The sequence below is a fragment of the Salmonella sp. SAL00670 genome, from assembly GCF_046552235.1.
Taxonomy (GTDB): Bacteria; Pseudomonadota; Gammaproteobacteria; order Enterobacterales; family Enterobacteriaceae; genus Salmonella; species Salmonella enterica.
The window spans coordinates 148,373-173,101 of the sequence record NZ_JBGDUO010000007.1 but is presented as its reverse complement, the minus strand read 5'-3'; the positions used below and the strand labels follow the sequence as shown (position 1 = coordinate 173,101).

Sequence of the window (24,729 nt, the reverse complement as noted above, 5' to 3'; positions counted from 1 at the left end):
CCCCACCTGAGTCACGAAGTGCGAAGGTGGGGGAGGATGTCAATATTAACTATCTGTTAAATGGGCAACGCTGGCAGTCAACAATCGAAGATTATATTTTCTTCCATGCGCTGGAAGGAAAAGCGTGGCAGGGACATTATGACAATATTATTGAATATGTGAGTTCTGATCATTACGTCTATCAAAGCGCATTTGCTGAATATATCACCGACCAGATTCATCAACGCGCCCCCAATGGGACGCGTTTTTAGAGGCATTACTGCCCGTAATAGGCTTTTGCGCCGTGTTTGCGTAGATAGTGTTTATCCAGCAAGGATTGCTGCATGTCGGGCAACTGCGGCGCAAGCTGGCGGCAGAAGATCCCCATATAGGCCACTTCTTCCAGCACGATGGCGTTATGCACGGCATCCTCGGCATTTTTACCCCAGGCAAACGGGCCGTGCGAATGGACAAGCACGCCGGGCATTTGAGCGGCGTCAATGCCTTGTTTTTCAAAGGCTTCAACAATGACATTGCCCGTTTCCCATTCATACTCGCCATTAATTTCCGCCTCGGTCATTTTGCGAGTGCAGGGAATCGTACCGTAGAAATAGTCGGCGTGGGTGGTTCCCGTCGCCGGAATCGGCTGACCCGCCTGCGCCCAGATAGTCGCGTGGCGCGAATGGGTGTGTACGATGCCGCCGATAGTCGGAAATGCCTGATATAACAAACGGTGGGTTGGCGTATCGGACGACGGTTTCTTATGACCTTCAACGACTTCACCGCTCTCCAGACTGACCACCACCATATCCTCAGCGGTCATGACGCTATAATCGACGCCGGACGGCTTAATCACCAGTACGCCGCGTTCGCGATCGACGGCGCTAACGTTACCCCAGGTAAGGGTGACCAGGTTGTGTTTTGGCAGCGCCAGATTAGCTTCCAGTACCTGGCGTTTGAGATCTTCTAACATTGTTTTCTCCCTGCCGGATGGCGCTTCGCTTATCCGGCCTACGAGCGACGGTGTGCCGGATGGCGACATAAATGCCTTATTCGGCCTACAGGACCGTAGGCCCGGTAAACGCAGTGCCACCGGGCAATCCGTTTCACCAATTAACGTTTGAACCCGTAATACACCTCGTTCCAGCGCAGCGCGTCCTTAAAGGCCGGCAGATGGGTATCGTTATCAATCACCGCGATTTCGATATCGTGTATTTCTGCAAACTGGCGCATATCGTTCAGATCCAGCGCGTGGCTGAAGACGGTATGGTGCGCGCCGCCAGCCAGAATCCACGCTTCGGAGGCGGTCGGCAGATCCGGCTGCGCCTTCCACAGCGCGTTAGCCACCGGCAGTTTCGGCAGGGAGTGCGGCGTTTTTACGGTGTCAATGCAGTTGACCAGCAGGCGATAACGATCGCCGAGGTCGATCAGGCTGGCGACGATCGCCGGGCCGGTTTGGGTATTGAAAATCAAACGCGCCGGATCTTCCTTGCCGCCAATGCCGAGGTGCTGGACGTCGAGGATCGGTTTCTCTTCCACCGCGATGGACGGACACACTTCCAGCATGTGCGAGCCGAGCACCAGATCGTTGCCTTTCTCGAAGTGGTAGGTGTAATCCTCCATAAATGAGGTGCCGCCCTGCAGACCGGTTGACATCACTTTCATAATGCGAAGCAGAGCGGCGGTTTTCCAGTCGCCTTCGCCCGCAAAGCCGTAGCCTTGCTGCATCAGACGCTGTACGGCCAGACCCGGAAGCTGTTTCAGACCGTGTAAATCTTCAAAGGTAGTAGTGAATGCGTGGAAGCCGCCCTGTTCCAGGAAACGCTTCATACCGAGTTCAATACGCGCCGCCTCCCGCACGTTCTGGCGTTTATCGCCGTGGATTTGGGTGGCGGGCGTCAGGGTATAGCTGCTTTCATACTCGTCAATCAGAGCGTTGATATCGCCGTCGCCGATAGAATTCACCACCTGCACCAGATCGCCGACCGCCCAGGTATTGACCGAAAAGCCAAATTTGATTTGCGCGGCCACTTTATCACCGTCAGTCACTGCGACTTCACGCATATTGTCGCCGAAGCGGCAGACTTTTAGCTGGCGGGTATCCTGTTTAGAGACCGCCTGGCGCATCCAGGCGCCGATACGCGTATGGGCCTCTTTATCCTGCCAGTGGCCAGTGACGACCGCGTGCTGCTGACGCATCCGCGCGCCGATAAAACCGAACTCGCGGCCGCCGTGCGCAGTCTGGTTCAGGTTCATAAAGTCCATATCAATGCTGTCCCACGGCAGGGCGGCGTTAAATTGGGTATGGAATTGCAGTAGTGGTTTGTTAAGGATACTCAGCCCGTTGATCCACATTTTGGCCGGGGAGAAGGTGTGCAGCCAGACCACCAGCCCTGCGCAGCGATCGTCATAATTGGCGTCACGACAAATGGCGGTAATCTCATCCGGCGAGGTGCCCAGCGGTTTTAATACCAGTTTACATGGCAGTTTGGCTTCGGTATTCAGCGCGTTGACCACATGCTCGGCATGTTGGGTGACCTGACGCAGGGTTTCTGCGCCATACAAATGCTGGCTGCCAATCACAAACCATACTTCATAATTATCAAAAATCGTCATTGTCGTGTCCTTAATGAGTCAGGATTGCCTGATTGGCCGGGGTCGTTGGCGCCGGCGCGGCAGTCGGAAGATAATGTTGTTCTGCGCTTAGCGCCCACTGCTGGTAGCGGCGGTAAAGCTGTTCGAGGCGTTGCGCCTGTTCAGGGCGGGGACGCAGAGTGCGTTCTACCGCGCTTGCCATGCTTTGCTGGGCGGCAGGAATATCGGCATGGACTTTCGCAGCGACGGCGGCAAAGATAGCGGCGCCTAATGCGCAACACTGGTCGGAAGCGACGATCTGCAACGGACGATTCAGTACGTCGCAGCAGACCTGCATAATGACCTGATTTTTACGGGCGATGCCGCCAAGCGCCATCACGTTATTGACCGCGATACCCTGCTCGGTAAAACACTCCTGAATGGCGCGCGCGCCGAAGGCGGTCGAAGCTACCAGACCGCCAAATAGCGCTGGCGCGTCGGTGGCGAGATTGAGATCGGTAATGACGCCTTTCAGACGCTGATTAGCGTTTGGCGTGCGGCGACCGTTAAACCAGTCGAGCACCACCGGCAGGTGATCCAGGGACGGATTTTTCGCCCAGGCGTCGGTGAGCGCTGGCAGTAGCTGCTTCTGGCTGGCGTTAATCTGGGTTTTCAGTTCCGGGTGCTGCGCGGCAAGTTGTTCCAGCGGCCAGCTCAACACGCGGCTAAACCAGGCGTAGATGTCGCCGAAAGCGGACTGGCCCGCTTCCAGACCGATAAAGTTCGGCACCACGCTGCCGTCAACCTGACCGCAAATGCCTTTCACGGCGCGATCCCCGACGCTCTGTTTATCCGCAATCAGAATGTCGCAGGTAGACGTGCCGATGACTTTTACCAGCGTATTGGGCTGTGCGCCCGCGCCGACCGCGCCCATGTGACAGTCGAACGCGCCGCCGGAAATCACCACGCTTTCCGGCAAGCCGAGGCGCTGCGCCCATTCGGCGCACAGGGTGCCCACGGGCAGATCGGCGGTGAAGGTTTCGCTAAATAACGGGTAGCGCAGATGACGGTTAATGCACGGATCGAGTTCATCAAAGAAGCTCGCGGGCGGCAGACCGCCCCAGCTTTCATGCCACAGTGTTTTGTGCCCGGCGCTGCAGCGGCCACGGCGGATATCTTGCGGGCGAGTGGTGCCGGAAAGCAGCGCCGGCACCCAGTCACACAGTTCAATCCACGAGACGGCGGCCTGCGCGACGGCGCTATCCTGGCGGGTGACGTGCAGAATCTTCGCCCAGAACCATTCGCTGGAGTAAATGCCGCCAATATAGCGGGAGTAGTCGACCTTACCTGGCTTATGGCACAGACGAGTGATTTCGTCGGCCTCTTCCACCGCGGTGTGATCTTTCCACAGCACAAACATCGCATTCGGGTTCTCGGCGAACTCCGGACGCAGCGCCAGGACGTTACCGTCGGCGTCAATCGGCGCTGGCGTAGAACCGGTGCTGTCAACGCCAATGCCAACGACATTTGCGCGTTGCGCGGCGCTTAATTGTGCCAGAACGGCTTTCAGCGCGGCCTCCATTGACTCCATGTAGTCGCGCGGATGATGACGGAACTGGTTGTTCGGGCCGTCGCAATAACGGCCTTCTTGCCAGCGCGGATACCACTCTACGCTGGTGGCGATCTCGTCGCCGGTGGCGCAGTCCACTGCCAGAGCGCGCACTGAATCACTGCCAAAATCGAGGCCAATTGCAATTGCCATCGTCTTACTCCATCCAGAAAAACAGGTATGGAGAAACAGTAGAGAGTCGCGGCAAAAACCGTCAGGCAGGATCCGCTAATCTTATGGACAAAAATGCTAATGCTTTGCAAAGTGTGACGCTGTGCAAATATTCAATGTGGACATTCCAGCCATAGTTATAGACACTTCTGTTACTTAATTTTATCGCCTGAACTGTACGCTTTTGTTACAAAGCGCTTTTCACAAGCGGGGTTGATACGTGCTTTCATCAAGCGCAAGGTCTTGCGGAGACGTAAGCACTGTCGTCCTGGTCAATATGGACAATTTGTTTCTTCTCTGAACATCGGGGGGTAGAGAAATCATGGCTGAAACGCAAAATGATCCGCTATTGCCGGGATATTCATTTAATGCCCATCTGGTCGCCGGACTGACGCCAATTGAAGCGAATGGATATCTGGATTTTTTTATCGATCGTCCGTTGGGCATGAAGGGATATATTCTTAACCTGACCATCCGCGGAGAGGGCGTCATTAATAATAATGGCGAGCAGTTTGTCTGTCGGCCTGGCGATATATTATTGTTTCCGCCGGGCGAGATTCATCACTATGGACGGCATCCGGACGCCAGCGAGTGGTATCACCAGTGGGTTTATTTCCGGCCTCGCGCCTACTGGCAGGAGTGGCTGACCTGGCCGACAATCTTTGCCCAGACAGGATTTTTCCGCCCGGACGAGGCGCGCCAGCCGCATTTCAGCGAACTGTTCGGGCAGATCATCAGCGCCGGGCAAGGGGAAGGCCGCTATTCTGAGCTACTGGCGATCAATCTGCTGGAGCAGCTGTTGCTCAGACGTATGGCGGTAATTAATGAGTCGTTGCATCCGCCGATGGATAGCCGTGTGCGCGATGCCTGCCAGTATATCAGCGACCATCTGGCGGACAGCCATTTTGATATCGCCAGCGTCGCCCAGCATGTCTGCCTGTCGCCCTCCCGGTTATCGCATCTGTTCCGCCAGCAGTTAGGCATTAGCGTATTGAGTTGGCGCGAAGATCAGCGTATCAGCCAGGCGAAACTCCTGCTTAGCACCACGCGAATGCCGATAGCGACCGTTGGGCGCAATGTTGGATTTGACGATCAGCTCTATTTTTCGCGGGTATTTAAAAAATGCACCGGGGCAAGTCCTAGCGAGTTCAGGGCCGGATGTGAATAAAAAGTGAATGATGTGTCCACAAAGATGTCATAAGCCGTAACTATTCGGATAATTGACGGCTTGACGAAGGGGGACGGGGTAAGCAGAATCCCTGCTTCATCACGCTGACGGACACACTATGCAAGCACTGCTGGAACACTTTATCACCCAATCCACTCTGTATTCGCTTATCGCCGTGTTGCTGGTCGCCTTCCTGGAATCGCTGGCGCTGGTGGGGTTGATTTTACCCGGCACGGTACTGATGGCGGGGCTGGGCGCGCTTATCGGCAGCGGCGAGCTCAATTTTTGGCATGCCTGGCTGGTGGGTATTATCGGCTGTCTGATGGGAGACTGGATTTCGTTCTGGCTGGGGTGGCGCTTTAAAAAGCCGCTACACCGCTGGTCTTTTATGAAAAAGAACAAGTCGCTGCTGGATAAAACCGAACACGCGCTGCATCAGCACAGTATGTTCACGATCCTGGTCGGACGTTTTGTCGGTCCGACGAGGCCGCTGGTGCCGATGGTGGCAGGGATGCTGGATCTTCCCGTGGCGAAATTTATTGGGCCGAACTTGATTGGCTGTTTGCTGTGGCCGCCGTTTTATTTCCTGCCGGGCATTCTGGCGGGAGCGGCAATCGATATTCCTTCCGATATGCAGAGCGGAGATTTCAAATGGCTGCTGCTGGCGACGGCGTTGCTGCTGTGGGTCGGAGGCTGGCTATGCTGGCGGCTGTGGCGCAGCGGCAAAGCGGCAGTCGATCGTTTAACCGCGTATTTCCCCCGCAGCCGTTTGCTGTATCTGGCGCCGTTGACGCTCGGGATCGGCGTGGTCGCGCTGGTGGTGCTGGTTCGCCACCCGCTGATGCCGGTATATATCGATATTCTGCGCAAAGTTGTGGGTTACTAACGATTCCTTTGCCGGATGGCAGCTTCGCCTTATCCGGCCTACAAAATATGGGATTTGATGCCCAATAGCGCTGAGGCGCTGGCCTGACCGCTTAGTAGCTCGTCTGTTTTGCCTTGCCACGCAATGCGTCCGTCGGCGACGACGATTGACCGGGGCGCAATTCGCGCCGCATCTTCCACGCTGTGCGAGACCATCAACAGCGTGAGCTGTCGCTCGCGGCAGATATCGCTGACCAACGTCAGCATCTCCTGGCGCAGCGCGGGATCGAGCGCGGAGAACGGTTCATCCAGCAGCAGTACCGGCTGTTCGCGTACCAGGCAGCGCGCCAGCGCTACCCGCTGACGCTGGCCGCCGGACAGTTCGCCCGGCAAACGCGCTATCAGACTCTCAATGCCCATCTGACGTGCGATAGCGTCCCGTTTTTCCCGCTGGCTGGCGTTGAGCGTTAACCCGGGGTTTAGCCCCAGACCGATATTTTGCTGCACATTCAGGTGGCTGAATAAATTACTCTCCTGAAACAGCATTGAGACCGGACGGCGTGAGGGCGGCGTAAGCGTATGATCTTCACCGGCAATCAGTAACGTACCGCTGGCAGGCGCAAGAAAACCGGCAATTAAATTCAACAACGTGCTTTTCCCCGCGCCGCTGGGGCCAAGAATCGCCACCTGCTCGCCGCGTTCTACCGCCAGCGTAAAACGCATCGGCAAATGATGGTAAAGCCAGGTGATATCAATCAGTTTTAGCATGTCGGCCCGGTAGTTTCTCTATGAGGGTAAATAACGTAAAGCAGAGCAGCAGCAGTATCAGCGCGGTCACCGCGCCGTCCTGGCTGCGGTAGGAGCCGATCTGCTGATACAGATAAAACGGCAGCGTGCGGAAATTGTCATTGCCGAAAAGCGCGACGACGCCAAAATCACCGATAGAAAGTACGCAGGCAAACGCCAGCGCCTGCGCCAGCGGACGTTTCAGCGCCCGCAGTTCCACGACCTTTAACCGCGACCAGCCTTCAATTCCTAATGACTGGCACAGCATTCCATAACGGGCGGTAATATCGCGCATTGGGTTTTCCAGGACTTTTAGCGCGTAGGGGATTGCCATCAGCGCATTGGTGAAAATCACGATGCCGTCGGCGGATTCCGGTAAGCCAACGCTGTTATTAAGCAGTAAAAAGAAGCCTGTCGCCAGCACGATCCCCGGCATCGCGAGGATCAACATCCCGCTGAGTTCCAGCGTTTGTCCGGCGAATAGTTGCTGGCGTTGGCGTAGCTCGCGGCTACTCCACAGTAGCATCATGGTCAGCACCACACACAGAACGCCCGCCGCCAGCGCAATGCGTAGCGATGTCCAGACAGCCTGCCACAGAATGGGTTGCGCCAGCACCTCCGGCAGGCTGCGGTTGACGCCATCGACCACCACGGCGACCAGCGGCGGAAGCAGCAGCAGCAGCGCCAGCACGATTAATAAGGCGTCCGTCAGACGGCTGTGGAGACGATCGTCAGGATCGCGCCAGCCCTGCGTCAGCGTCATCCCCGGCGCAATCGCTTTGCTCAACCGTTGACTTAGCAGTACCAGCGCCAGGCAGCAGACCATCTGGATTAATGCCAGCATCGCCGCGCGGGCGGGATCGTAGTCATAACTGAGCGCCTGAAAGATAGCCAGCTCGATAGTGGTGGCCTGCGGGCCGCCGCCGAGCGACAGAACCGTTGCGAAACTGGCGAAGCAGAGCATAAAAATCAGCGCCGCGACGGGCGGAATTTGGCGGCGCAGCCACGGCCATTCGACAAAACGGAAAAAATGCCAGCCGCGCATACCGAGCTGGGCGGCGAGCTGGCGCTGCTCGCCGGGAATGCTTTCCAAAGATTGCAGCAACAAACGGCTCGCCATTGGCAGGTTAAAAAAGACGTGCGCCAGTAAAATGCCCTGCAAGCCGTAGGGGGAGAATGTCCACTGAAGCCCCAGCATCTGCCACAGCGAGGCCAGCCAGCCCTGACGGCCATACACGCTAAGAATGCCGAACACGGCAACCAGTACCGGCAGAATCAGCGTCATGGCGCACAGACGCAGCAGCGCCAGACGTCCAGGAAAACGGCGTCGATAAAGCGCGCGGGCGAGAAAAACCGCCGGGACCACAGACAGCACTGCGGACAGAAACGCCTGCCAGAATGAGAAGCGCACCACATGCCACAGGTAGCTATCCCGCCAGATTGTCGACCACGCGCCCGACGGCGCATTCAGCCAAAGCGCCAGAAAGGCCGCCAGCGAGACGGTTATCATCAGCGCGGCGGCGCACAGCCCCGGAATCAGCCAGCCGGGAATTAACGGCTGACGGCGCGTTGCCATTCGCTAATCCATGCCTGGCGTTGTGCTGCCACTTGTTGCGGCGTGAATTCCAGCGTTGTGGCGGGTTTGGCCAATGATTCAAACCCTGCGGGTAAGGCGACGTCCGCTACCGGGTACATCCAGTTGCCGGTGGGTATGGCGTTCTGAAACGCCGGAGAAACCATAAATTTGAGGAATTTCTCCGCCAGTTCCGGCTGCTTACTGGCGACGGTACGCGCCGCGACTTCTACCTGTAAGTAATGGCCTTCGCTGAAGTTCGCGGCGGCGTAATTGTCCTTCTTCTCTTCAATAATGTGATACGCCGGAGAGGTGGTGTAACTGAGCACCAAATCGCTTTCACCTTTCAGAAATAAACCGTAGGCCTCGCTCCAGCCTTTCGTCACCGTCACCGTTTTGGCCGCCAGTTTTTGCCAGGCCTGCGGCGCGTTATCGCCATAGACTTTGCGCATCCACAGTAACAGCCCCAGCCCTGGCGTACTGGTACGCGGGTCCTGATAAATCACCCGCCATTTTTGATCGCTCTCGACCAGTTCTTTCAGGCTTTTCGGCGGATTTTTCAGCTTGCTTTTATCGTAGACAAAGGCGAAATAGCCGTAATCGAACGGCACAAATGTGTCGTTTTTCCAGCCGCCGGGCACCTTGACCGCTTCATTCGCCACGCCGCTTTTGGCAAAAAGTTTAGTTTGCGTGGCCGCTTCCAGCAGATTGTTGTCCAGCCCCAACACCACATCGGCTTTGCTGTTCTTCCCCTCCATCCGCAGGCGGTTGAGCAGTGAAACGCCATCCTCCAGCGCCACCAGTTTCAGCTCGCAGTTGCAATCGGCTTCAAACGCTTTTTTCACCGCCGGGCCTGGCCCCCAGTCGGCGGCGAACGAGTCGTAGGTATAGACGGTGAGAACGGGTTTGGCGAAAGCAGGCGCCGCGCACAGGAGTAAAAGTGGAAGATATTTTTTTAACACTTTGCACCTCAGTTAAAGAGTGGCAAAGGACTTGAGAGGTAGCCTCAAATCCCTTCGCCGGCATTATCCGGATCAGGTTCGACGGGTATTTTCTCAGCGCGCGCATGAGCGCGGCACCCCGTTGAGTTCGGCGTTAGTGTAGTGATTTTGTTGCCGGGCAGCAATCAAGAGCTGGCGTTAAGGATCTGGCGGCGCAAACCACGCCGATTTAAAATCAAACCAGCCGAGGGTATTCATGCGCAGCCCGCGCATACTGCGTTGTCCCTGGATAATCAGCCAGTGGTGGATCAACGGCACAATCGCTTTGTTGACCAGCAGTTGCTGGCACCAGTTCGCCAGGTTCATCTCGCCAGCGCGCCACTGCGCGGCGTCGTCCTGCCAGTCGCGCGGAATGCAGTTCTGCAAGAGCGGTACTTCGCACAAGTGCGCGAACAGCGAGAAATCCAGCGGCAGCGTAAAGTTAGCGCTATTGAGCCAGATATCGCTTTCGATCTCGCCGGCGTGCCATTGATCGTAGTCGATCTCCTGAATATGCAGATGCACCTGATGTTCAGCCAGAAGCGCGCTCATGATACGGGCGATAACCCGGTGCTCAATGTGTTCGCGATAGAAGGTCAGCGTGAGGGTTTCCAGCCCGGCGGGTTTTTCGCCCGGGCCTGGACGGGCGTGATGCCAGCGCGGTAAAAGCCCATAGGCCGGGAACCAGAGCTGCTGTAGCGGTTCATCGGCATGATAGAGTAAATTGGTGGGGGAGAGGACGTGGCTTACCCATTCTCTGACCTGCGGATGTGCGCCGCGCGGCGTTCTGGCGTCGAATAGTAGGTAATAGCACCCCTCTTCCAGTCGGCTTTCTATCGCTTTTTCACCGCCTTGTATCGGCCCTTCCAGCATCAAGCCGCAGGCCGGTTCTTCACTGATATCCGGCAGTACCCAGACGTTCACTTCGTCTATCAACGCCCGATAGCCGAAGTAATCATCAAAGGCGAGTATCTTGAGCTGGTTTGGCGTATTACGCCGCACGGCATAAGGCCCGGTGCCGATAGGGTGGCTGGCGAAATTAGCCAGCGTTTCCCACTCCCGCGGCAAAATCATCGCCGGGACCTGGCCCAGCAGCCACGGCAACCAGCGATCCGGCTGGGAAAGATGAATATCCAGCGTCCACGCGGTAGGGGAGTCTATCTTTGTGATGTGCGAGTAAAGCGGAAGCGTATTGATACGCGTCAGCGAGGTGATGACATCTTCCATCTCCAGCTCGCGGCCATGATGAAAATGAATGCCGGGGCGCAGGTAGAAGCGCCACAGTAAAGGGGAAATTTGCTGCCAGTGGTGGGCAATGTCCGCTTCCAGTTCCCCGTTTTCCTCATTTACCCGCGTGAGCGAACTGAAAATTTGCCGGGCAATATGGGTTTCCGAGCGACGTAATGCGGTTCCCGGCAGGAGATTGTGCATCGGACGATAGTAAAGAACCCGCAGAATATGCCGCCCCTGGCGGAAGCTGCGTCCCAGATGGGAAATCAGCATTTGCCTGACAGCGCTTTTATCGCCGACCAGTTGTACCAGTTGATCGATTCGATCTTGTTCCAGCAGGTCTTCCGCCCGCTGCTGTTGCAGCGCCAGTCCGGTATACAGGAACGTCAGACGCGAACGCTTTCCGCGTCCAACCTCAGCTTCCCATGTTAGCCAACCGCGCGCCTGCATCGTATTTAGCAGCGTACGCATATGGCGACGCGAACAGTTCAGCAGATCCGCCAGCTCATTAAGCGTGGTGTCTTGCGTTTTACCGTCACAACATTGCCAGAGACGGATAAATTGTTGTTGCAGGCGACCTGAGGGCATAAAAGGGGAACTCCGATGAAAAACTCAGCAATTTTATTATCCCTATATTAGGCCAATAATATCTTTCGATGAAGCAAGAGGAAGAGGTCACTATGCGCCAGTTCTGGTTGAGATATTTTGCCGCGACGGAAAAAACGTCCTGGCTGGCTTGCCTGAGCGCGCCGCAGCGCTTAAAAATGCTCGCGGAACTGATGCAGTGGGAGGCGACCGATTGAAGCCAATTGCAGACATCATGTGTGACTGAGTATTGGTGTAGGCGATAGCCTAAAATCACCCGCCAGCAGATAATATCTGCTGGCTTTTTTTATTTCGGCTGTTTCTGGATGACGACGATGGGACGGCGCCTCAACGGGATTTCTGCGGCGGTTTCTGTGGTCACGCGGGGGTGACCGGGCGAGTAAAAGACGTGTAAAAAATGCCGGAATATCCCCGGCATGAGCGACTGATGAGTAACCCGAAGTTTGATGGCGCTACGCTTATCAGGCCTACAGGATATAGTGGCAACCTGGTGATATTGCATACCCTGTAGGCCCGGTAAGGCGTGAAAGGTTACCGCATAAATGCCGGTTGTTTATTTTCGTACTCGGCAATCGCGTCTTCGTGCTGCAGCGTCAGCCCAATGCTGTCCAGACCGTTCAACATGCAGTGGCGGCGGAAGTCGTCGATTTTAAAGCTGTAGGTCTTATCGCCTGCTTTCACCACCTGTGCCTCCAGATCCACTTCAAATTTAATGCCCGGATTGGCTTTCACCAGAGCAAACATTTCATCGACCTGTGCGTCGCTCAGGGTTACCGGCAGCAGTTGGTTATTGAAACTGTTGCCGTAGAAAATGTCGGCGAAGCTTGGCGCGATCACCACTTTAAAGCCGTAATCGGTCAACGCCCACGGCGCGTGCTCGCGTGACGAGCCGCAGCCAAAGTTTTCCCGCGCCAACAGGATCGACGCGCCTTGATATTCCGGAAAGTTCAGCACGAATTCCGGATTTGGTTGTTGGCCCTTTTCGTCCAGGAAACGCCAGTCGTTAAACAGATGGGCGCCAAAACCGGTGCGCGTAACCTTCTGCAAAAACTGTTTAGGGATAATTGCATCGGTATCGACGTTGGCGGCATCCAGTGGGACAACCAGGCCGGTATGCTGGGTAAATTTCTCTGCCATGGTAGTTTCCTTATTTGATGCTGCGAATATCGGCGAAGTGGCCGGTAACGGCGGCAGCGGCGGCCATCGCCGGGCTAACCAGGTGAGTGCGCCCCCCGCGGCCCTGACGGCCTTCAAAGTTACGGTTGCTGGTGGATGCGCAGCGCTCGCCCGGGTTCAGGCGGTCGTTATTCATGGCCAGGCACATGGAACAGCCCGGTAAGCGCCATTCAAATCCTGCTTCGATAAAGATCTTGTCCAGACCTTCCGCTTCCGCCTGCGCTTTCACCGGACCTGAACCCGGCACCACCAGCGCCTGCACGCCCGGCGCAACTTTGCGCCCTTTGGCGACTTCCGCCGCCGCGCGCAAATCTTCAATGCGTGAATTGGTACAAGAGCCGATAAAGACTTTATCGATAGCAACGTCCGTTAACGGTACGCCCGGCTGTAAGCCCATATAAGCCAGCGCTTTTTCGGCGCTGGCGCGCTCAACCGGATCGCTAAAGGAGGCGGGATCGGGGATGATGTCGGTGACGGAAATCACCTGGCCCGGATTCGTGCCCCAGGTCACCTGCGGCGCGATCTCTTCTGCTCGCAGGGCGACGACAGTATCAAAGGTCGCGCCGTCATCGGTTTTCAGCGTTTTCCAGTACTCGACGGCTTCGTCAAAATCGCGGCCCTTCGGCGCGTGCAAACGCCCTTTTACGTAGTTGAAAGTGGTTTCATCCGGGGCGACCAGACCGGCTTTGGCGCCCATCTCAATCGCCATATTGCACAGCGTCATGCGGCCTTCCATACTCAGCGCGCGGATAGCGTCGCCGCAAAATTCAACCACGTGTCCGGTGCCGCCGGCGCTACCGGTTTTACCGATGATCGCCAGCACGATGTCTTTGGCGGTAATGCCCGGCGCGGCGTTGCCCGTGACTTCAATCTTCATGGTTTTAGCGCGTCCCTGTTTCAGGGTTTGCGTCGCCAGTACATGTTCTACCTCAGAAGTGCCGATGCCGAAGGCCAGCGCACCAAACGCGCCGTGGGTGGCGGTGTGGGAGTCGCCGCAGACGATGGTCATGCCCGGCAGGGTGACGCCCTGTTCCGGCCCCATCACATGGACGATGCCCTGATATGGGTGATTCAGGTCATACAGCTCGACGCCGAACTCGTTACAGTTCTTAATCAGCTCCTGCATCTGGATACGCGCCATTTCACCGGAAGCATTAATGTCTTTAGTCTGCGTCGAGACGTTGTGATCCATCGTAGCGAAGGTTTTCCCTGGCTGACGTACCGGACGATGGTGCGCGCGCAGACCGTCAAACGCCTGCGGAGAGGTGACTTCATGCACCAGGTGGCGGTCGATGTACAGCAGCGGCGTTTCGTTTGGCGCCTCAAAGACCACGTGGGCATCAAATAATTTTTCGTATAACGTTTTGGCCATGATTACACCCCTTCTGCGACATAGCGGGCGATAATATCGCCCATCTCATCGGTACTGACTGCGGCAGCGCCCCTGGCTAAATCGCCGGTGCGAACGCCCTCTTCTAATGCGCGATTGATCGCCTGTTCAATGGCCGTTGCCGCATCGTTGGCATCCAGGCTGTAGCGCAGCAGCAGCGCCAGTGACAGGATCTGCGCAATTGGGTTGGCGATATTTTTCCCGGCGATATCCGGCGCGGAGCCGCCAGCCGGTTCATACAGGCCAAACCCTTGCTCGTTCAGGCTGGCGGAGGGCAACATCCCCATTGAGCCGGTGATCATGGCGCATTCGTCGGACAGAATGTCGCCGAACAGGTTAGAGCACAGCAGTACGTCAAACTGCGACGGGTCTTTAATCAACTGCATGGTGGCGTTATCGATATACATGTGCGCGAGTTCCACATCGGGATACGTTTTCGCGACATCATTGACGATTTCACGCCACAGGATAGAGCTTTGCAGTACGTTGGCTTTATCAATAGAGGTGACTTTACGGCGGCGTTTACGCGCCGATTCAAAGGCGATACGGGCAATGCGCTCGATCTCAAAGCGGTGATAAACTTCGGTATCAAAGGCTTTTTCGTACTGACCGCTGCCTTCACGGCCTTTTGGTTGTCCGAAATAGATCCCGCCGGTCAGCTCGCGCACACACAGGATATCGAAACCGTTAGCGGCGATATCGGCGCGCAACGGGCAAAATGCTTCCAGCCCCTGATACAGTTTCGCCGGACGCAGGTTACTGAATAATTTGAAATGTTTGCGCAGCGGCAGCAGGGCGCCGCGCTCTGGCTGGCTTTCCGGGGGCAAATTTTCCCATTTCGGGCCGCCGACGGAGCCAAACAGAATGGCATCCGCCTGCTCGCACCCTTCAACGGTGGCTTTCGGCAGTGGATGACCATGATTGTCGATAGCAATACCGCCGACGTCATAGCGGCTGGTGGTGATACGCATATCAAAACGGCTGCGTACCGCATCCATAACTTTCAGGGCTTGCGCCATGACTTCCGGGCCGATACCGTCGCCCGGCAGTACGGCAATATGATAGTTCTTCGACATTACACGGTTTCCTTGTTGTTCTCTTTATTTTGAGCTTTGCGTTGCAATTCTTTTTCAACTTCGGCGGCGCGCCAGATATTGTTCAGTACGTGCACCATCGCTTTGGCGGAGGATTCGACGATATCCGTCGCCAGCCCGACGCCGTGGAAGCGGCGACCATGATGGTTTACGACGATATCGACCTGACCCAGCGCGTCTTTGCCCTGGCCTTTGGCGTTCAGGTCGTATTTAACCAACTCAACGTCGTAGCCAGTGATGCGGTTAATCGCCTGATAGATGGCGTCGACCGGGCCGTTGCCGTTCGCCGCCTCGGCCTTGATCTCTTCACCACAGGCCAGCTTCACGGAAGCGGTGGCGATATCGCTGGAGCCGGACTGCACGCTGAAGTAATCCAGACGGAAATGCTCTGGTTCTTCTTGCTGTTTATTAATAAACGCCAGCGCTTCCAGGTCATAGTCGAACACCTGGCCTTTTTTGTCCGCCAGCTTCAGGAACGCGTCGTACAGGTGGTCCATGTTGTAGTCTGTGTCCTTGTAACCCATCTCTTCCATGCGATGTTTCACGGCGGCACGGCCAGAGCGGGAGGTCAGGTTCAGCTGTATCTGGTTCAGACCGATGGACTCTGGCGTCATGATTTCATAGTTTTCGCGGTTCTTGAGGACGCCATCCTGGTGGATGCCGGAAGAGTGGGCGAAAGCGCCGCTGCCGACAATCGCTTTGTTGGCCGGGATCGGCATGTTACAGATCTGGCTGACGGTCTGGCTGGTGCGCCAGATTTCGTGGTGATTGATGTTGGTGTGTACGTTCATGATGTCTTTGCGCACTTTAATCGCCATGATCACTTCTTCCAGTGCGCAGTTACCGGCACGTTCTCCGATACCGTTCATCGCGCCTTCAACCTGACGCGCGCCCGCATGTACTGCCGCCAGCGAGTTGCCTACTGCTATCCCTAAATCGTCGTGGGTATGAACGGAGATGATAGCTTTGTCGATATTGGGGACACGTTCATACAGGCCGGAAATGATTCCCGCGAACTCAAACGGCATGGTATAGCCCACGGTATCGGGAATATTAATGGTTCTCGCGCCGGCGTTTATAGCGGCTTCCACCACGCGCGCCAGATCGTCAACAGGCGTCCGGCCAGCATCTTCGCAGGAGAATTCCACGTCATCAGTGTAATTACGCGCCCGCTTAACCATGTATACCGCGCGTTCGATGACCTCATCCAGCGTGCTGCGCAGCTTGGTGGCGATGTGCATTGGCGAGGTGGCGATAAAAGTATGGATGCGAAACGCGTCGGCGACCTTCAGCGCCTGTGCCGCGACGTCGATGTCTTTTTCTACACAACGCGCCAGGGCGCAAACGCGGCTGTTTTTGATGGTGCGGGCGATGGTTTGGACAGATTCAAAATCACCCGGAGAAGAGACCGGGAAGCCTACTTCCATGACATCAACACCCATGCGCTCAAGGGCCAGGGCAATCTGCAGCTTCTCTTTCGCGCTCAGGCTGGCCTGTAACGCTTGTTCGCCGTCGCGTAAGGTCGTATCAAAAATAATGACTTGCTGGCTCATGATGTGGTCCTTGTCTCCAGGGGCGCCTTGCGTCAGGCATAAAAAAACCCGCGCAACGGCGCGGGTTTTATTTGACTTCGAGCTGACTTAATGTTGAATGCCGCCCACCGGTCTACCGCGCACAATAAATGCGTTGAGTAGTAGTAGCCCAGTGAAACGAACGATATGTGACATTAATTCAGCTCCAGCGAATGCGTTATGCTTTTAGTGGTACTGGATATGCCGTTTAATGTCAACTCTATTTTCTGTCGCCATTGCATTTTGTTGACAATATCCGGATACGTACTTTAGCTAATTGTGCTGGGCTGCGCGTCCAATAAAGGATAAAAGAACGAGTGGACATTCATACTTTTCATTGTTTGAAATATTTAGGCATTTTTGTTTGCAAATTGGCTAGGGGAATGGCCTGTTAAAGGTATGCTAAAGGTTTGGTTTATCTTTTTGATTTGTTTTATATTTTAACAAATAACCTTGTTTACTTAATGGATAAGGATAAAGTTATTGATAAATTAATGTTAACTTTTTAGCTATTAATAATATAAACATTTAATTGAAACTTAAATGATCATTCACTTGGTGTATGATTGTGTATTTGCCATAGTTATGGTTATATTGCTTGCGTAATTTAAACATTATGAATCGCAATGGTGTGACTCAGGACACATTACGCTTGCGCTGGCATTCTATTTGTCTCTGTCAGCGTCTTTATGTTTTCCGAATTTTAACGCTTTCCCTTTTTCTTATTTTATATGCATGGTAAATCATATTTTCAGGAATTATTTCTGCCTTCAGCCAGAAAAAGGGAGTTAAGCGTGACAGTGGAGTTAAATATGCCAGAGGTCAAAACCGAAAAGCCGCATCTTTTAGATATGGGCAAACCACAGCTTCGCATGGTTGATTTGAACCTATTGACCGTGTTCGATGCGGTAATGCAAGAGCAGAATATTACGCGCGCCGCCCACACGCTGGGAATGTCGCAGCCTGCGGTCAGTAACGCCGTAGCGCGTCTGAAGGTTATGTTTAATGACGAACTTTTTGTTCGATATGGACGAGGAATTCAGCCGACTGCCCGTGCATTTCAGTTATTTGGTTCAGTCCGTCAGGCGTTACAATTGGTGCAAAATGAATTGCCGGGATCGGGGTTTGAGCCGACCAGCAGCGAACGTGTATTCAATCTTTGCGTGTGCAGTCCGCTGGATAATATCCTGACGTCACAGATTTATAATCGTGTAGAAAAAATTGCGCCAAATATTCATGTCGTTTTTAAAGCGTCGTTGAATCAGAATACTGAGCATCAGTTACGCTATCAGGAAACCGAGTTCGTTATTAGTTATGAAGAATTCCGTCGTCCTGAGTTTACCAGCGTACCGCTATTTAAAGATGAAATGGTTTTAGTCGCCAGCCGAAAACACCCGCGTATTAGCGGCCCGCTACTGGAAGGCGATGTTTATAATGAACAACATGCGGTTGTTTCTCTCGATCGTTATGCGTCATTTAGTCAGCCGTGGTATGACACGCCGGATAAACAGTCGAGCGTGGCTTATCAGGGCATGGCGCTTATCAGCGTTCTGAACGTGGTTTCGCAGACGCATTTGGTCGCTATTGCCCCGCGCTGGCTGGCGGAAGAGTTTGCGGAGTCGCTGGATCTGCAAATATTGCCGTTGCCTTTAAAACTGAATAGCCGGACATGCTACCTTTCCTGGCATGAAGCGGCTGGGCGTGATAAAGGGCACCAATGGATGGAAGATTTATTAGTTTCTGTTTGTAAGCGATAAAACCGGGCAGAATAAATCAGAAACAAATTCTGGTTTATTCTGCTTTTTTGCGTATATCAAAAATTTTATGCTGATTTAACGGTGAGCGATTCTTTTCGTCGTTGTGAAAAATAGATGAATTGCTGTAAGTCTGCATTTATAAGCGATTATTTATTACCTGGTGTGATTCAGACGGAGTATTTCTCCATTTCTTCTCTTCTTGCCTCCTGATTATTCTAACCTTCCCCATCTTTACGTCATTCCACCCAATTGCCAGGCGTGATAGCGAGCGGTTAAGGTGTCCGTCAAACCGTGATGACAGGTATAAAGTGGAGGCAAGCCGTGGAGATGTTGTCTGGAGCCGAGATGGTCGTCCGATCGCTTATCGATCAAGGCGTAAAGCAGGTGTTCGGCTATCCTGGAGGCGCAGTGCTTGATATTTATGATGCGCTACATACCGTTGGAGGGATCGATCATGTGCTGGTGCGTCATGAGCAGGCCGCGGTGCATATGGCGGATGGCCTGGCGCGAGCCACTGGCGACGTTGGCGTGGTGCTGGTGACTTCCGGACCGGGAGCGACCAATGCGATTACCGGGATTGCTACGGCCTATATGGATTCCATTCCGCTGGTGATTCTTTCCGGCCAGGTCGCCACCTCATTGATTGGCTATGATGCCTTTCAGGAGTGCGACATGGTGGGGATTTCCCGACCGGTGGTCAAACATAGCTTCCTGGTCAAACAGACGGAAGATATTCCCCAGGTGCTTAAAAAGGCCTTCTGGCTGGCGGCAAGCGGACGTCCTGGGCCGGTGGTCGTGGATTTGCCGAAAGATATTTTGAATCCGGCGAAAAAAATGCCGTATGCCTGGCCGGAGACGGTCAGTATGCGCTCTTACAATCCCACAACATCAGGACATAAAGGACAAATTAAGCGTGCCTTGCAAACGCTGGCGTCGGCAAAAAAGCCGGTGGTCTATGTTGGGGGAGGGGCGATAAGCGCGGCCTGCTATGTGCCGCTGCGCCACATCATTGAAACCTTTAACCTGCCGGTGGTCTCTTCATTAATGGGACTGGGCGCGTTTCCTGCTACTCATCGCCAGTCGTTAGGAATGCTGGGAATGCATGGCACTTATGAAGCCAATATGACCATGCATAACGCCGACGTGATTTTCGCTGTTGGCGTACGATTTGACGACCGCACGACGAATAATCTCGCTAAATATTGTCCGAACGCGACGGTATTACACATCGACATTGACCCGACGTCCATATCCAAAACGGTTAACGCTGATATCCCGGTGGTGGGCGATGCCCGCCTGGTACTGGAACAAATGCTGGAGCTACTGGCGCAGGATGCGCCGTCTCAGCCGCAGGATTATATTCGCGACTGGTGGCAGCAGATAGAGATCTGGCGCGCCCGTCAGTGCCTGAAATATGACGCGGAAAGCGAAAGTATTAAACCCCAGGCGGTGATTGAAACCCTCTGGCGTCTGACGAAGGGCGACGCTTACGTGACGTCCGATGTAGGACAACACCAGATGTTTGCCGCCCTCTATTACCCGTTCGATAAACCACGTCGCTGGATTAATTCCGGCGGGCTCGGCACGATGGGTTTTGGCCTACCGGCTGCGCTGGGCGTTAAAATGGCCCTGCCGAAAGAAATGGTGGTCTGCGTGACCGGCGATGGCAGTATACAGATGAACATTCAGGAGCTGTCGACAGCCTTACAGTATGAACTGCCGGTACTGGTTTTGAACCTGAACAACCGTTATCTGGGGATGGTGAAACAGTGGCAGGATATGATCTATTCCGGTCGCCATTCTCAGTCTTATATGCAGTCGTTACCGGATTTTGTGCGCCTGGCGGAAGCCTATGGCCATGTCGGGCTGCAGATTAACCGTCCGGATGAGCTGGAAAGTAAACTCAGCGAAGCCCTTGAGCATGTGCGTAATAACCGACTGGTGTTCGTCGATGTCACCGTTGATGGCAGCGAGCATGTCTATCCGATGCAGATTCGCGGGGGCGGGATGGACGAAATGTGGTTAAGCAAAACGGAGAGGACCTGATGATGCGCCGGATTTTATCGGTATTACTGGAAAACGAATCTGGGGCGTTATCGCGGGTTATCGGCCTCTTTTCGCAACGCGGATATAATATTGAAAGCCTGACCGTCGCGCCGACAGACGATCCGACGTTGTCGCGTATGACTATCCAGACGGTAGGCGATGAAAAAGTGCTTGAGCAAATTGAAAAGCAACTGCACAAGCTGGTTGATGTGCTGCGCGTCAGCGAGCTGGGACAGGGAGCGCACGTTGAGCGGGAAATCATGCTGGTGAAAATCCAGGCCAGCGGCTACGGACGGGAAGAGGTGAAGCGTAATACGGAAATTTTCCGTGGTCAGATTATTGATGTCACGCCAACGCTGTATACCGTTCAACTGGCGGGCACCAGCGATAAACTGGATGCTTTTCTGGCCTCGCTGCGCGACGTGGCGAAAATTGTTGAAGTGGCGCGTTCAGGCGTCGTCGGGCTTTCGCGCGGCGATAAGGTTATGCGCTGAGCAGATTCGCCGGATGACGACGCGCTTGCGTTTTATCCGGTCTACAGGCTGATATCTGGCCCAGGTCCGATAAGCGTAGCGCCATCAGGCAGGTTTGCCGGATATCAGCCAACAGGAATTATCGCCCAACCCAATATCACCGGTTGGGCTTTTTTTTGCGAAATCCGTGGTAACCCGGAATAAAAGCGGTTGCCGGAGTGATCAAACTGCGCTTAGATGTTAACGATTTTAACCCATGCCGACATAAAGGTTATGGTTTGTACAATTTACACAAGGGGCAATTGTGAAACTGGATGAAATCGCTCGGCTGGCCGGTGTCTCGCGCACAACTGCAAGCTACGTTATAAACGGTAAAGCAAAGCAATACCGCGTGAGCGACAAAACCGTAGAAAAAGTCATGGCGGTAGTGCGTGAGCACAATTACCATCCTAACGCTGTGGCTGCCGGGCTGCGTGCTGGACGCACACGTTCCATTGGTCTGGTGATCCCGGACCTTGAAAACACGAGCTACACCCGTATCGCAAACTATCTTGAGCGCCAGGCACGCCAGCGTGGCTACCAACTGCTGATCGCCTGTTCTGAAGATCAGCCGGATAACGAAATGCGCTGCATTGAGCACCTTTTGCAACGCCAGGTGGATGCAATCATTGTTTCAACTTCGTTACCGCCGGAGCATCCCTTCTATCAGCGCTGGGCCAACGATCCGTTCCCCATCGTCGCGCTCGACCGCGCGCTGGATCGCGAACATTTCACCAGCGTGGTCGGCGCCGATCAGGATGATGCCGAGATGTTGGCGGAAGAGCTGCGTAAATTCCCGGCGGAAACGGTGCTTTATTTGGGCGCGCTGCCGGAGTTGTCCGTCAGTTTCCTGCGCGAGCAGGGGTTCCGCACTGCATGGAAAGACGATCCGCGGGAGGTGAATTTCTTATATGCCAACAGCTATGAGCGCGAAGCCGCCGCGCAGTTGTTTGAGAAATGGCTGGAAACGCATCCTATGCCGCAGGCGCTCTTTACGACATCGTTCGCGCTATTACAGGGCGTGATGGACGTAACGCTGCGGCGCGATGGAAAACTGCCTTCGGATTTAGCGATTGCGACCTTCGGCGATCATGAGCTGCTGGATTTTCTGCAATGCCCGGTACTGGCGGTGGCGCAGCGTCATCGTGATGTCGCGGAACGCGTGCTGGAGATTGTGCTGGCAAGTCTTGATGAACCGCGTAAACCGAAACCCGGCTTAACGCGTATTCGGCGAAACCTTTATCGTCGCGGCATTCTGAGCCGTAGCTAAAGGACCGGCGGTAAAAGACTCTCTCTTCTGCCGCCGTCAAACAAATGCGTATCAGTAAAAATATCCCTTAAATAATTAAGATTATTCCTTAAAATTATCCGAAAATTCTTTTTTATTACCTTTCTTTTGTCCGAAATCGTCCACATTCCACTAATTAAGACGTAACGAGTCTTTTCCTTTGTATTGTTTTGTTACAAGCAGGCAAGAAATCGTCGAATTAACAGCCACTTTTTGTCTTTGGCGCGACAGTCGCTCGTAGGCGCTGGTATAGCAGGCACCGCACACGTTAAACAGGCACTGTTAACACGGTGCAATATGTCCTAAAATGCCGCTCGCGTCGCAAACTGACACTTTATATTTTTCTCGGATTATATTGAGTCCGTTTTAAACGGCGGTGGGCCTTTGGTTTTTTTCTTACAAATATTCATAACGTTAATTTGGCTTGCACGCTGGGCGGAAATTAATCAACGCAGATATTCGCCGTAAACATTGGCTTTTTTACTTAGGTAAGCGTTGTGACTTGCTTGACAAGCTTTTCCTCCGCTCCGTAAACTCCTTCGAGTGGGAATTTGTGGGATAAAGTGGTAAGAAGGGGTGAGACTGGCATGTTCCGGGGGGCAACGTTAGTCAATCTCGACAGTAAAGGGCGCCTGACCGTGCCGACCCGTTATCGGGAGCAACTGATCGAGAGCGCTACCGGTCAAATGGTATGTACCATTGACATCCATCACCCATGCCTGCTGCTTTACCCCCTGCCTGAATGGGAAATTATTGAGCAAAAGTTATCTCGTCTGTCGAGCATGAACCCGGTAGAACGTCGCGTACAGCGTTTACTGTTGGGCCATGCCAGCGAATGTCAGATGGATGGTGCAGGTCGATTACTGATCGCGCCAGTTCTGCGGCAACATGCCGGACTGACGAAAGAAGTGATGCTGGTTGGACAGTTCAACAAATTTGAGCTGTGGGATGAAACGACCTGGTATCAACAGGTCAAGGAAGATATCGACGCTGAACAGTCAGCTACCGAAACGTTATCGGAGCGGCTGCAGGACTTGTCTCTATAAGATGATGGAAAATTTTAAACACACTACGGTACTGTTGGATGAAGCCGTTAATGGGCTGAATATTCGTCCGGATGGTATCTATATTGATGGCACATTTGGTCGCGGCGGCCACTCGCGCCTGATCCTCTCGCAACTGGGCGAAGAGGGGCGCTTGCTGGCGATCGATCGCGATCCGCAGGCGATCGCCGTTGCGCAGACCATTAATGATCCTCGCTTCTCCATCATTCATGGACCTTTTTCCGCGCTGGCTGATTATGTAGCCGAGCGCGAGCTTACCGGCAAGATTGACGGGATCCTTCTCGATCTTGGCGTCTCTTCTCCGCAGCTTGACGATGCGGAGCGCGGTTTTTCATTTATGCGCGACGGTCCGCTGGATATGCGAATGGACCCGACGCGCGGCCAGTCTGCCGCCGAGTGGTTACAAACGGCGGAGGAAGCGGATATCGCCTGGGTGCTGAAAACATTCGGCGAGGAGCGTTTTGCCAAACGTATTGCTCGCGCCATTGTTGAGCGCAATCGCGAACAGCCGATGACCCGCACCAAAGAGCTGGCGGAAGTGGTTGCGGCGGCGACCCCGGTAAAAGACAAATTCAAACATCCCGCGACCCGTACCTTCCAGGCGGTGCGCATCTGGGTAAACAGTGAACTGGAGGAGATAGAGCAGGCGCTAAAAAGCTCGCTCAGCGTACTGGCCCCAGGCGGGCGGCTTTCAATCATCAGTTTCCACTCGCTGGAAGACCGTATTGTGAAACGCTTTATGCGTGAGCAAAGCCGCGGTCCGCAGGTACCGGCGGGATTACCGATGACGGAAGCGCAGCTCAAAAAACTGGGCGGTCGTGAGTTACGAGCGTTAGGCAAGTTGATGCCGGGTGAAAAAGAGGTAGCTGAAAATCCTCGGGCCCGTAGTTCAGTTCTGCGTATCGCAGAGAGGACGAACGCATGATCAGCAGAGTGACAGAAGCCCTAAGCAAAGTGAAGGGATCGATAGGAAGCAACGAGCGCCATGCCTTGCCTGGCGTGATCGGTGACGATCTTTTGCGGTTCGGGAAGCTGCCACTCTGCTTGTTCATTTGCATCATTTTAACGGCGGTGACGGTGGTCACGACGGCGCACCATACTCGTTTACTCACCGCGCAGCGTGAACAATTGGTTCTGGAGCGCGATGCATTGGACATTGAATGGCGCAACCTGATCCTTGAAGAAAATGCGCTCGGCGATCACAGCCGGGTGGAGCGGATCGCAACGGAAAAGCTGCAAATGCAGCATGTTGATCCGTCCCAAGAAAATATCGTAGTGCAAAAATAAGGAT

22 protein-coding genes, 1 pseudogene and 1 riboswitch are annotated in these 24,729 nt (G+C 54.4%); of the genes and pseudogenes, 11 read left to right on the top strand and 12 right to left on the bottom strand.

Features of this window, described 5'->3' with window-relative positions:
* Positions 1–35: 35 nt before the first annotated feature.
* Positions 36–251, top strand: a pseudogene (locus ACLJRS_RS20195) (DUF4751 family protein); the annotation flags it as partial.
* Positions 252–256: 5 nt separating this feature from the next.
* On the opposite strand, the gene araD reads toward ACLJRS_RS20195, so the two are convergent.
* From araD to araB, 3 genes are all read right to left on the bottom strand, one after another.
* Positions 257–952, bottom strand: coding sequence for an L-ribulose-5-phosphate 4-epimerase (gene araD, locus ACLJRS_RS20190; RefSeq protein ID WP_000888689.1), 696 nt, complete (start codon positions 950–952; stop codon positions 257–259).
* A gap of 140 nt (positions 953–1,092) precedes the next feature.
* Positions 1,093–2,595 carry an L-arabinose isomerase gene (gene araA / locus ACLJRS_RS20185; RefSeq protein WP_000151691.1) on the bottom strand — a complete coding sequence of 501 codons (1,503 nt, stop codon included), beginning with the start codon at positions 2,593–2,595 and terminating at the stop codon, positions 1,093–1,095.
* A 10-nt stretch (positions 2,596–2,605) separates the two neighbouring features.
* The gene (gene araB, locus ACLJRS_RS20180; protein WP_000951820.1) at positions 2,606–4,315 is read right to left on the bottom strand and encodes a ribulokinase; all 1,710 of its coding nucleotides are present in this window, start codon (positions 4,313–4,315) and stop codon (positions 2,606–2,608) included.
* 340 nt (positions 4,316–4,655) lie between these two features.
* Between araB and araC the strand changes: the two genes are divergently transcribed.
* On the top strand, positions 4,656–5,501 hold the full coding sequence (araC, locus tag ACLJRS_RS20175; protein WP_000852387.1) for an arabinose operon transcriptional regulator AraC: 846 nt from the start codon (positions 4,656–4,658) through the stop codon (positions 5,499–5,501).
* A 118-nt stretch (positions 5,502–5,619) separates the two neighbouring features.
* Positions 5,620–6,387 carry a DedA family protein gene (locus ACLJRS_RS20170; RefSeq protein ID WP_001148369.1) on the top strand — a complete coding sequence of 256 codons (768 nt, stop codon included), beginning with the start codon at positions 5,620–5,622 and terminating at the stop codon, positions 6,385–6,387.
* A gap of 38 nt (positions 6,388–6,425) precedes the next feature.
* Here ACLJRS_RS20170 and thiQ read toward each other — a convergent pair whose 3' ends face one another.
* The 4 genes from thiQ to sgrR all read right to left on the bottom strand — a co-directional run bounded on the left by thiQ (position 6,426) and on the right by sgrR (position 11,522).
* On the bottom strand, positions 6,426–7,133 hold the full coding sequence (thiQ, locus tag ACLJRS_RS20165; RefSeq protein WP_000915978.1) for a thiamine ABC transporter ATP-binding protein ThiQ: 708 nt from the start codon (positions 7,131–7,133) through the stop codon (positions 6,426–6,428).
* The gene (thiP, locus tag ACLJRS_RS20160; protein WP_000235635.1) at positions 7,117–8,727 is read right to left on the bottom strand and encodes a thiamine/thiamine pyrophosphate ABC transporter permease ThiP; all 1,611 of its coding nucleotides are present in this window, start codon (positions 8,725–8,727) and stop codon (positions 7,117–7,119) included. The genes thiQ and thiP overlap by 17 nt, the downstream gene beginning before the upstream one ends.
* Positions 8,703–9,686 (bottom strand): thiamine ABC transporter substrate binding subunit, encoded by a 984-nt coding sequence (thiB, locus tag ACLJRS_RS20155; RefSeq protein ID WP_000915326.1) that lies wholly within the window; start codon positions 9,684–9,686, stop codon positions 8,703–8,705. The genes thiP and thiB overlap by 25 nt, the downstream gene beginning before the upstream one ends.
* A 31-nt stretch (positions 9,687–9,717) precedes the next feature.
* A riboswitch (TPP riboswitch) is annotated at positions 9,718–9,817 on the bottom strand.
* A 46-nt stretch (positions 9,818–9,863) separates the two neighbouring features.
* Positions 9,864–11,522, bottom strand: a complete 1,659-nt coding sequence (gene sgrR / locus ACLJRS_RS20150) for an HTH-type transcriptional regulator SgrR (RefSeq protein ID WP_001139045.1) — start codon at positions 11,520–11,522, stop codon at positions 9,864–9,866.
* Between the two features lie 92 nt (positions 11,523–11,614).
* Here sgrR and sgrT point away from each other — a divergent pair, with 92 nt between their 5' ends.
* Positions 11,615–11,737 carry a glucose uptake inhibitor SgrT gene (gene sgrT / locus ACLJRS_RS20145; RefSeq protein ID WP_001248755.1) on the top strand — a complete coding sequence of 41 codons (123 nt, stop codon included), beginning with the start codon at positions 11,615–11,617 and terminating at the stop codon, positions 11,735–11,737.
* A gap of 334 nt (positions 11,738–12,071) precedes the next feature.
* Here the strand turns inward: sgrT and leuD are convergent, their stop codons facing one another.
* The 5 genes from leuD to leuL form a co-directional block, all read right to left on the bottom strand.
* Positions 12,072–12,677 (bottom strand): 3-isopropylmalate dehydratase small subunit, encoded by a 606-nt coding sequence (gene leuD, locus ACLJRS_RS20140; RefSeq protein ID WP_000818270.1) that lies wholly within the window; start codon positions 12,675–12,677, stop codon positions 12,072–12,074.
* Between the two features lie 10 nt (positions 12,678–12,687).
* Entirely contained in the window at positions 12,688–14,088 is a 1,401-nt protein-coding gene (leuC, locus tag ACLJRS_RS20135; RefSeq protein WP_001140629.1) for a 3-isopropylmalate dehydratase large subunit, read from the bottom strand.
* Between the two features lie 2 nt (positions 14,089–14,090).
* Positions 14,091–15,182 carry a 3-isopropylmalate dehydrogenase gene (leuB, locus tag ACLJRS_RS20130; protein ID WP_000042336.1) on the bottom strand — a complete coding sequence of 364 codons (1,092 nt, stop codon included), beginning with the start codon at positions 15,180–15,182 and terminating at the stop codon, positions 14,091–14,093.
* A complete protein-coding gene (leuA, locus tag ACLJRS_RS20125; RefSeq protein ID WP_000082819.1) occupies positions 15,182–16,753 on the bottom strand; it encodes a 2-isopropylmalate synthase in 1,572 nt (523 codons plus the stop codon). Before leuA ends, leuB begins: the two co-directional genes overlap by 1 nt.
* 87 nt (positions 16,754–16,840) lie before the next feature.
* The gene (leuL, locus tag ACLJRS_RS20120; protein ID WP_001575587.1) at positions 16,841–16,927 is read right to left on the bottom strand and encodes a leu operon leader peptide; all 87 of its coding nucleotides are present in this window, start codon (positions 16,925–16,927) and stop codon (positions 16,841–16,843) included.
* A gap of 656 nt (positions 16,928–17,583) precedes the next feature.
* On the opposite strand from leuL, the gene leuO reads away from it, so the two are divergent.
* From leuO to ftsL, 7 genes are all read left to right on the top strand, one after another.
* Positions 17,584–18,528: a transcriptional regulator LeuO gene (leuO, locus tag ACLJRS_RS20115; RefSeq protein ID WP_001115420.1), complete on the top strand. Its 945-nt coding sequence runs from the start codon at positions 17,584–17,586 to the stop codon at positions 18,526–18,528.
* Between the two features lie 321 nt (positions 18,529–18,849).
* Entirely contained in the window at positions 18,850–20,574 is a 1,725-nt protein-coding gene (gene ilvI / locus ACLJRS_RS20110; RefSeq protein ID WP_000425617.1) for an acetolactate synthase 3 large subunit, read from the top strand.
* A gap of 2 nt (positions 20,575–20,576) precedes the next feature.
* Positions 20,577–21,068 (top strand): acetolactate synthase small subunit, encoded by a 492-nt coding sequence (gene ilvN / locus ACLJRS_RS20105; protein WP_001750262.1) that lies wholly within the window; start codon positions 20,577–20,579, stop codon positions 21,066–21,068.
* A gap of 283 nt (positions 21,069–21,351) precedes the next feature.
* Positions 21,352–22,356 carry a catabolite repressor/activator gene (gene cra / locus ACLJRS_RS20100; protein WP_000762406.1) on the top strand — a complete coding sequence of 335 codons (1,005 nt, stop codon included), beginning with the start codon at positions 21,352–21,354 and terminating at the stop codon, positions 22,354–22,356.
* Between the two features lie 605 nt (positions 22,357–22,961).
* The gene (gene mraZ, locus ACLJRS_RS20095) at positions 22,962–23,420 is read left to right on the top strand and encodes a division/cell wall cluster transcriptional repressor MraZ (RefSeq protein WP_000488294.1); all 459 of its coding nucleotides are present in this window, start codon (positions 22,962–22,964) and stop codon (positions 23,418–23,420) included.
* Position 23,421: 1 nt separating this feature from the next.
* Positions 23,422–24,363 (top strand): 16S rRNA (cytosine(1402)-N(4))-methyltransferase RsmH, encoded by a 942-nt coding sequence (gene rsmH, locus ACLJRS_RS20090; RefSeq protein ID WP_000970444.1) that lies wholly within the window; start codon positions 23,422–23,424, stop codon positions 24,361–24,363.
* A complete protein-coding gene (ftsL, locus tag ACLJRS_RS20085) occupies positions 24,360–24,725 on the top strand; it encodes a cell division protein FtsL (protein ID WP_000625651.1) in 366 nt (121 codons plus the stop codon). The genes rsmH and ftsL overlap by 4 nt, the downstream gene beginning before the upstream one ends.
* The last annotated feature ends 4 nt before the right edge of the window (positions 24,726–24,729 follow it).

Coding starts and splice junctions, on each gene's coding strand:
- ilvN (WP_001750262.1), top strand. CDS start 20,577: ATGCGCCGGATTTTATCGGTATTACTGGAAAACGAATCTGGGGCGTTA.
- ACLJRS_RS20170 (WP_001148369.1), top strand. CDS start 5,620: ATGCAAGCACTGCTGGAACACTTTATCACCCAATCCACTCTGTATTCG.
- leuA (WP_000082819.1), bottom strand. CDS start 16,753: ATGAGCCAGCAAGTCATTATTTTTGATACGACCTTACGCGACGGCGAA.
- sgrR (WP_001139045.1), bottom strand. CDS start 11,522: ATGCCCTCAGGTCGCCTGCAACAACAATTTATCCGTCTCTGGCAATGT.
- araD (WP_000888689.1), bottom strand. CDS start 952: ATGTTAGAAGATCTCAAACGCCAGGTACTGGAAGCTAATCTGGCGCTG.
- araB (WP_000951820.1), bottom strand. CDS start 4,315: ATGGCAATTGCAATTGGCCTCGATTTTGGCAGTGATTCAGTGCGCGCT.
- rsmH (WP_000970444.1), top strand. CDS start 23,422: ATGATGGAAAATTTTAAACACACTACGGTACTGTTGGATGAAGCCGTT.
- mraZ (WP_000488294.1), top strand. CDS start 22,962: ATGTTCCGGGGGGCAACGTTAGTCAATCTCGACAGTAAAGGGCGCCTG.
- ftsL (WP_000625651.1), top strand. CDS start 24,360: ATGATCAGCAGAGTGACAGAAGCCCTAAGCAAAGTGAAGGGATCGATA.
- araC (WP_000852387.1), top strand. CDS start 4,656: ATGGCTGAAACGCAAAATGATCCGCTATTGCCGGGATATTCATTTAAT.
- sgrT (WP_001248755.1), top strand. CDS start 11,615: ATGCGCCAGTTCTGGTTGAGATATTTTGCCGCGACGGAAAAAACGTCC.
- thiQ (WP_000915978.1), bottom strand. CDS start 7,133: ATGCTAAAACTGATTGATATCACCTGGCTTTACCATCATTTGCCGATG.
- leuC (WP_001140629.1), bottom strand. CDS start 14,088: ATGGCCAAAACGTTATACGAAAAATTATTTGATGCCCACGTGGTCTTT.
- leuO (WP_001115420.1), top strand. CDS start 17,584: ATGCCAGAGGTCAAAACCGAAAAGCCGCATCTTTTAGATATGGGCAAA.
- thiP (WP_000235635.1), bottom strand. CDS start 8,727: ATGGCAACGCGCCGTCAGCCGTTAATTCCCGGCTGGCTGATTCCGGGG.
- leuB (WP_000042336.1), bottom strand. CDS start 15,182: ATGTCGAAGAACTATCATATTGCCGTACTGCCGGGCGACGGTATCGGC.
- leuL (WP_001575587.1), bottom strand. CDS start 16,927: ATGTCACATATCGTTCGTTTCACTGGGCTACTACTACTCAACGCATTT.
- leuD (WP_000818270.1), bottom strand. CDS start 12,677: ATGGCAGAGAAATTTACCCAGCATACCGGCCTGGTTGTCCCACTGGAT.
- araA (WP_000151691.1), bottom strand. CDS start 2,595: ATGACGATTTTTGATAATTATGAAGTATGGTTTGTGATTGGCAGCCAG.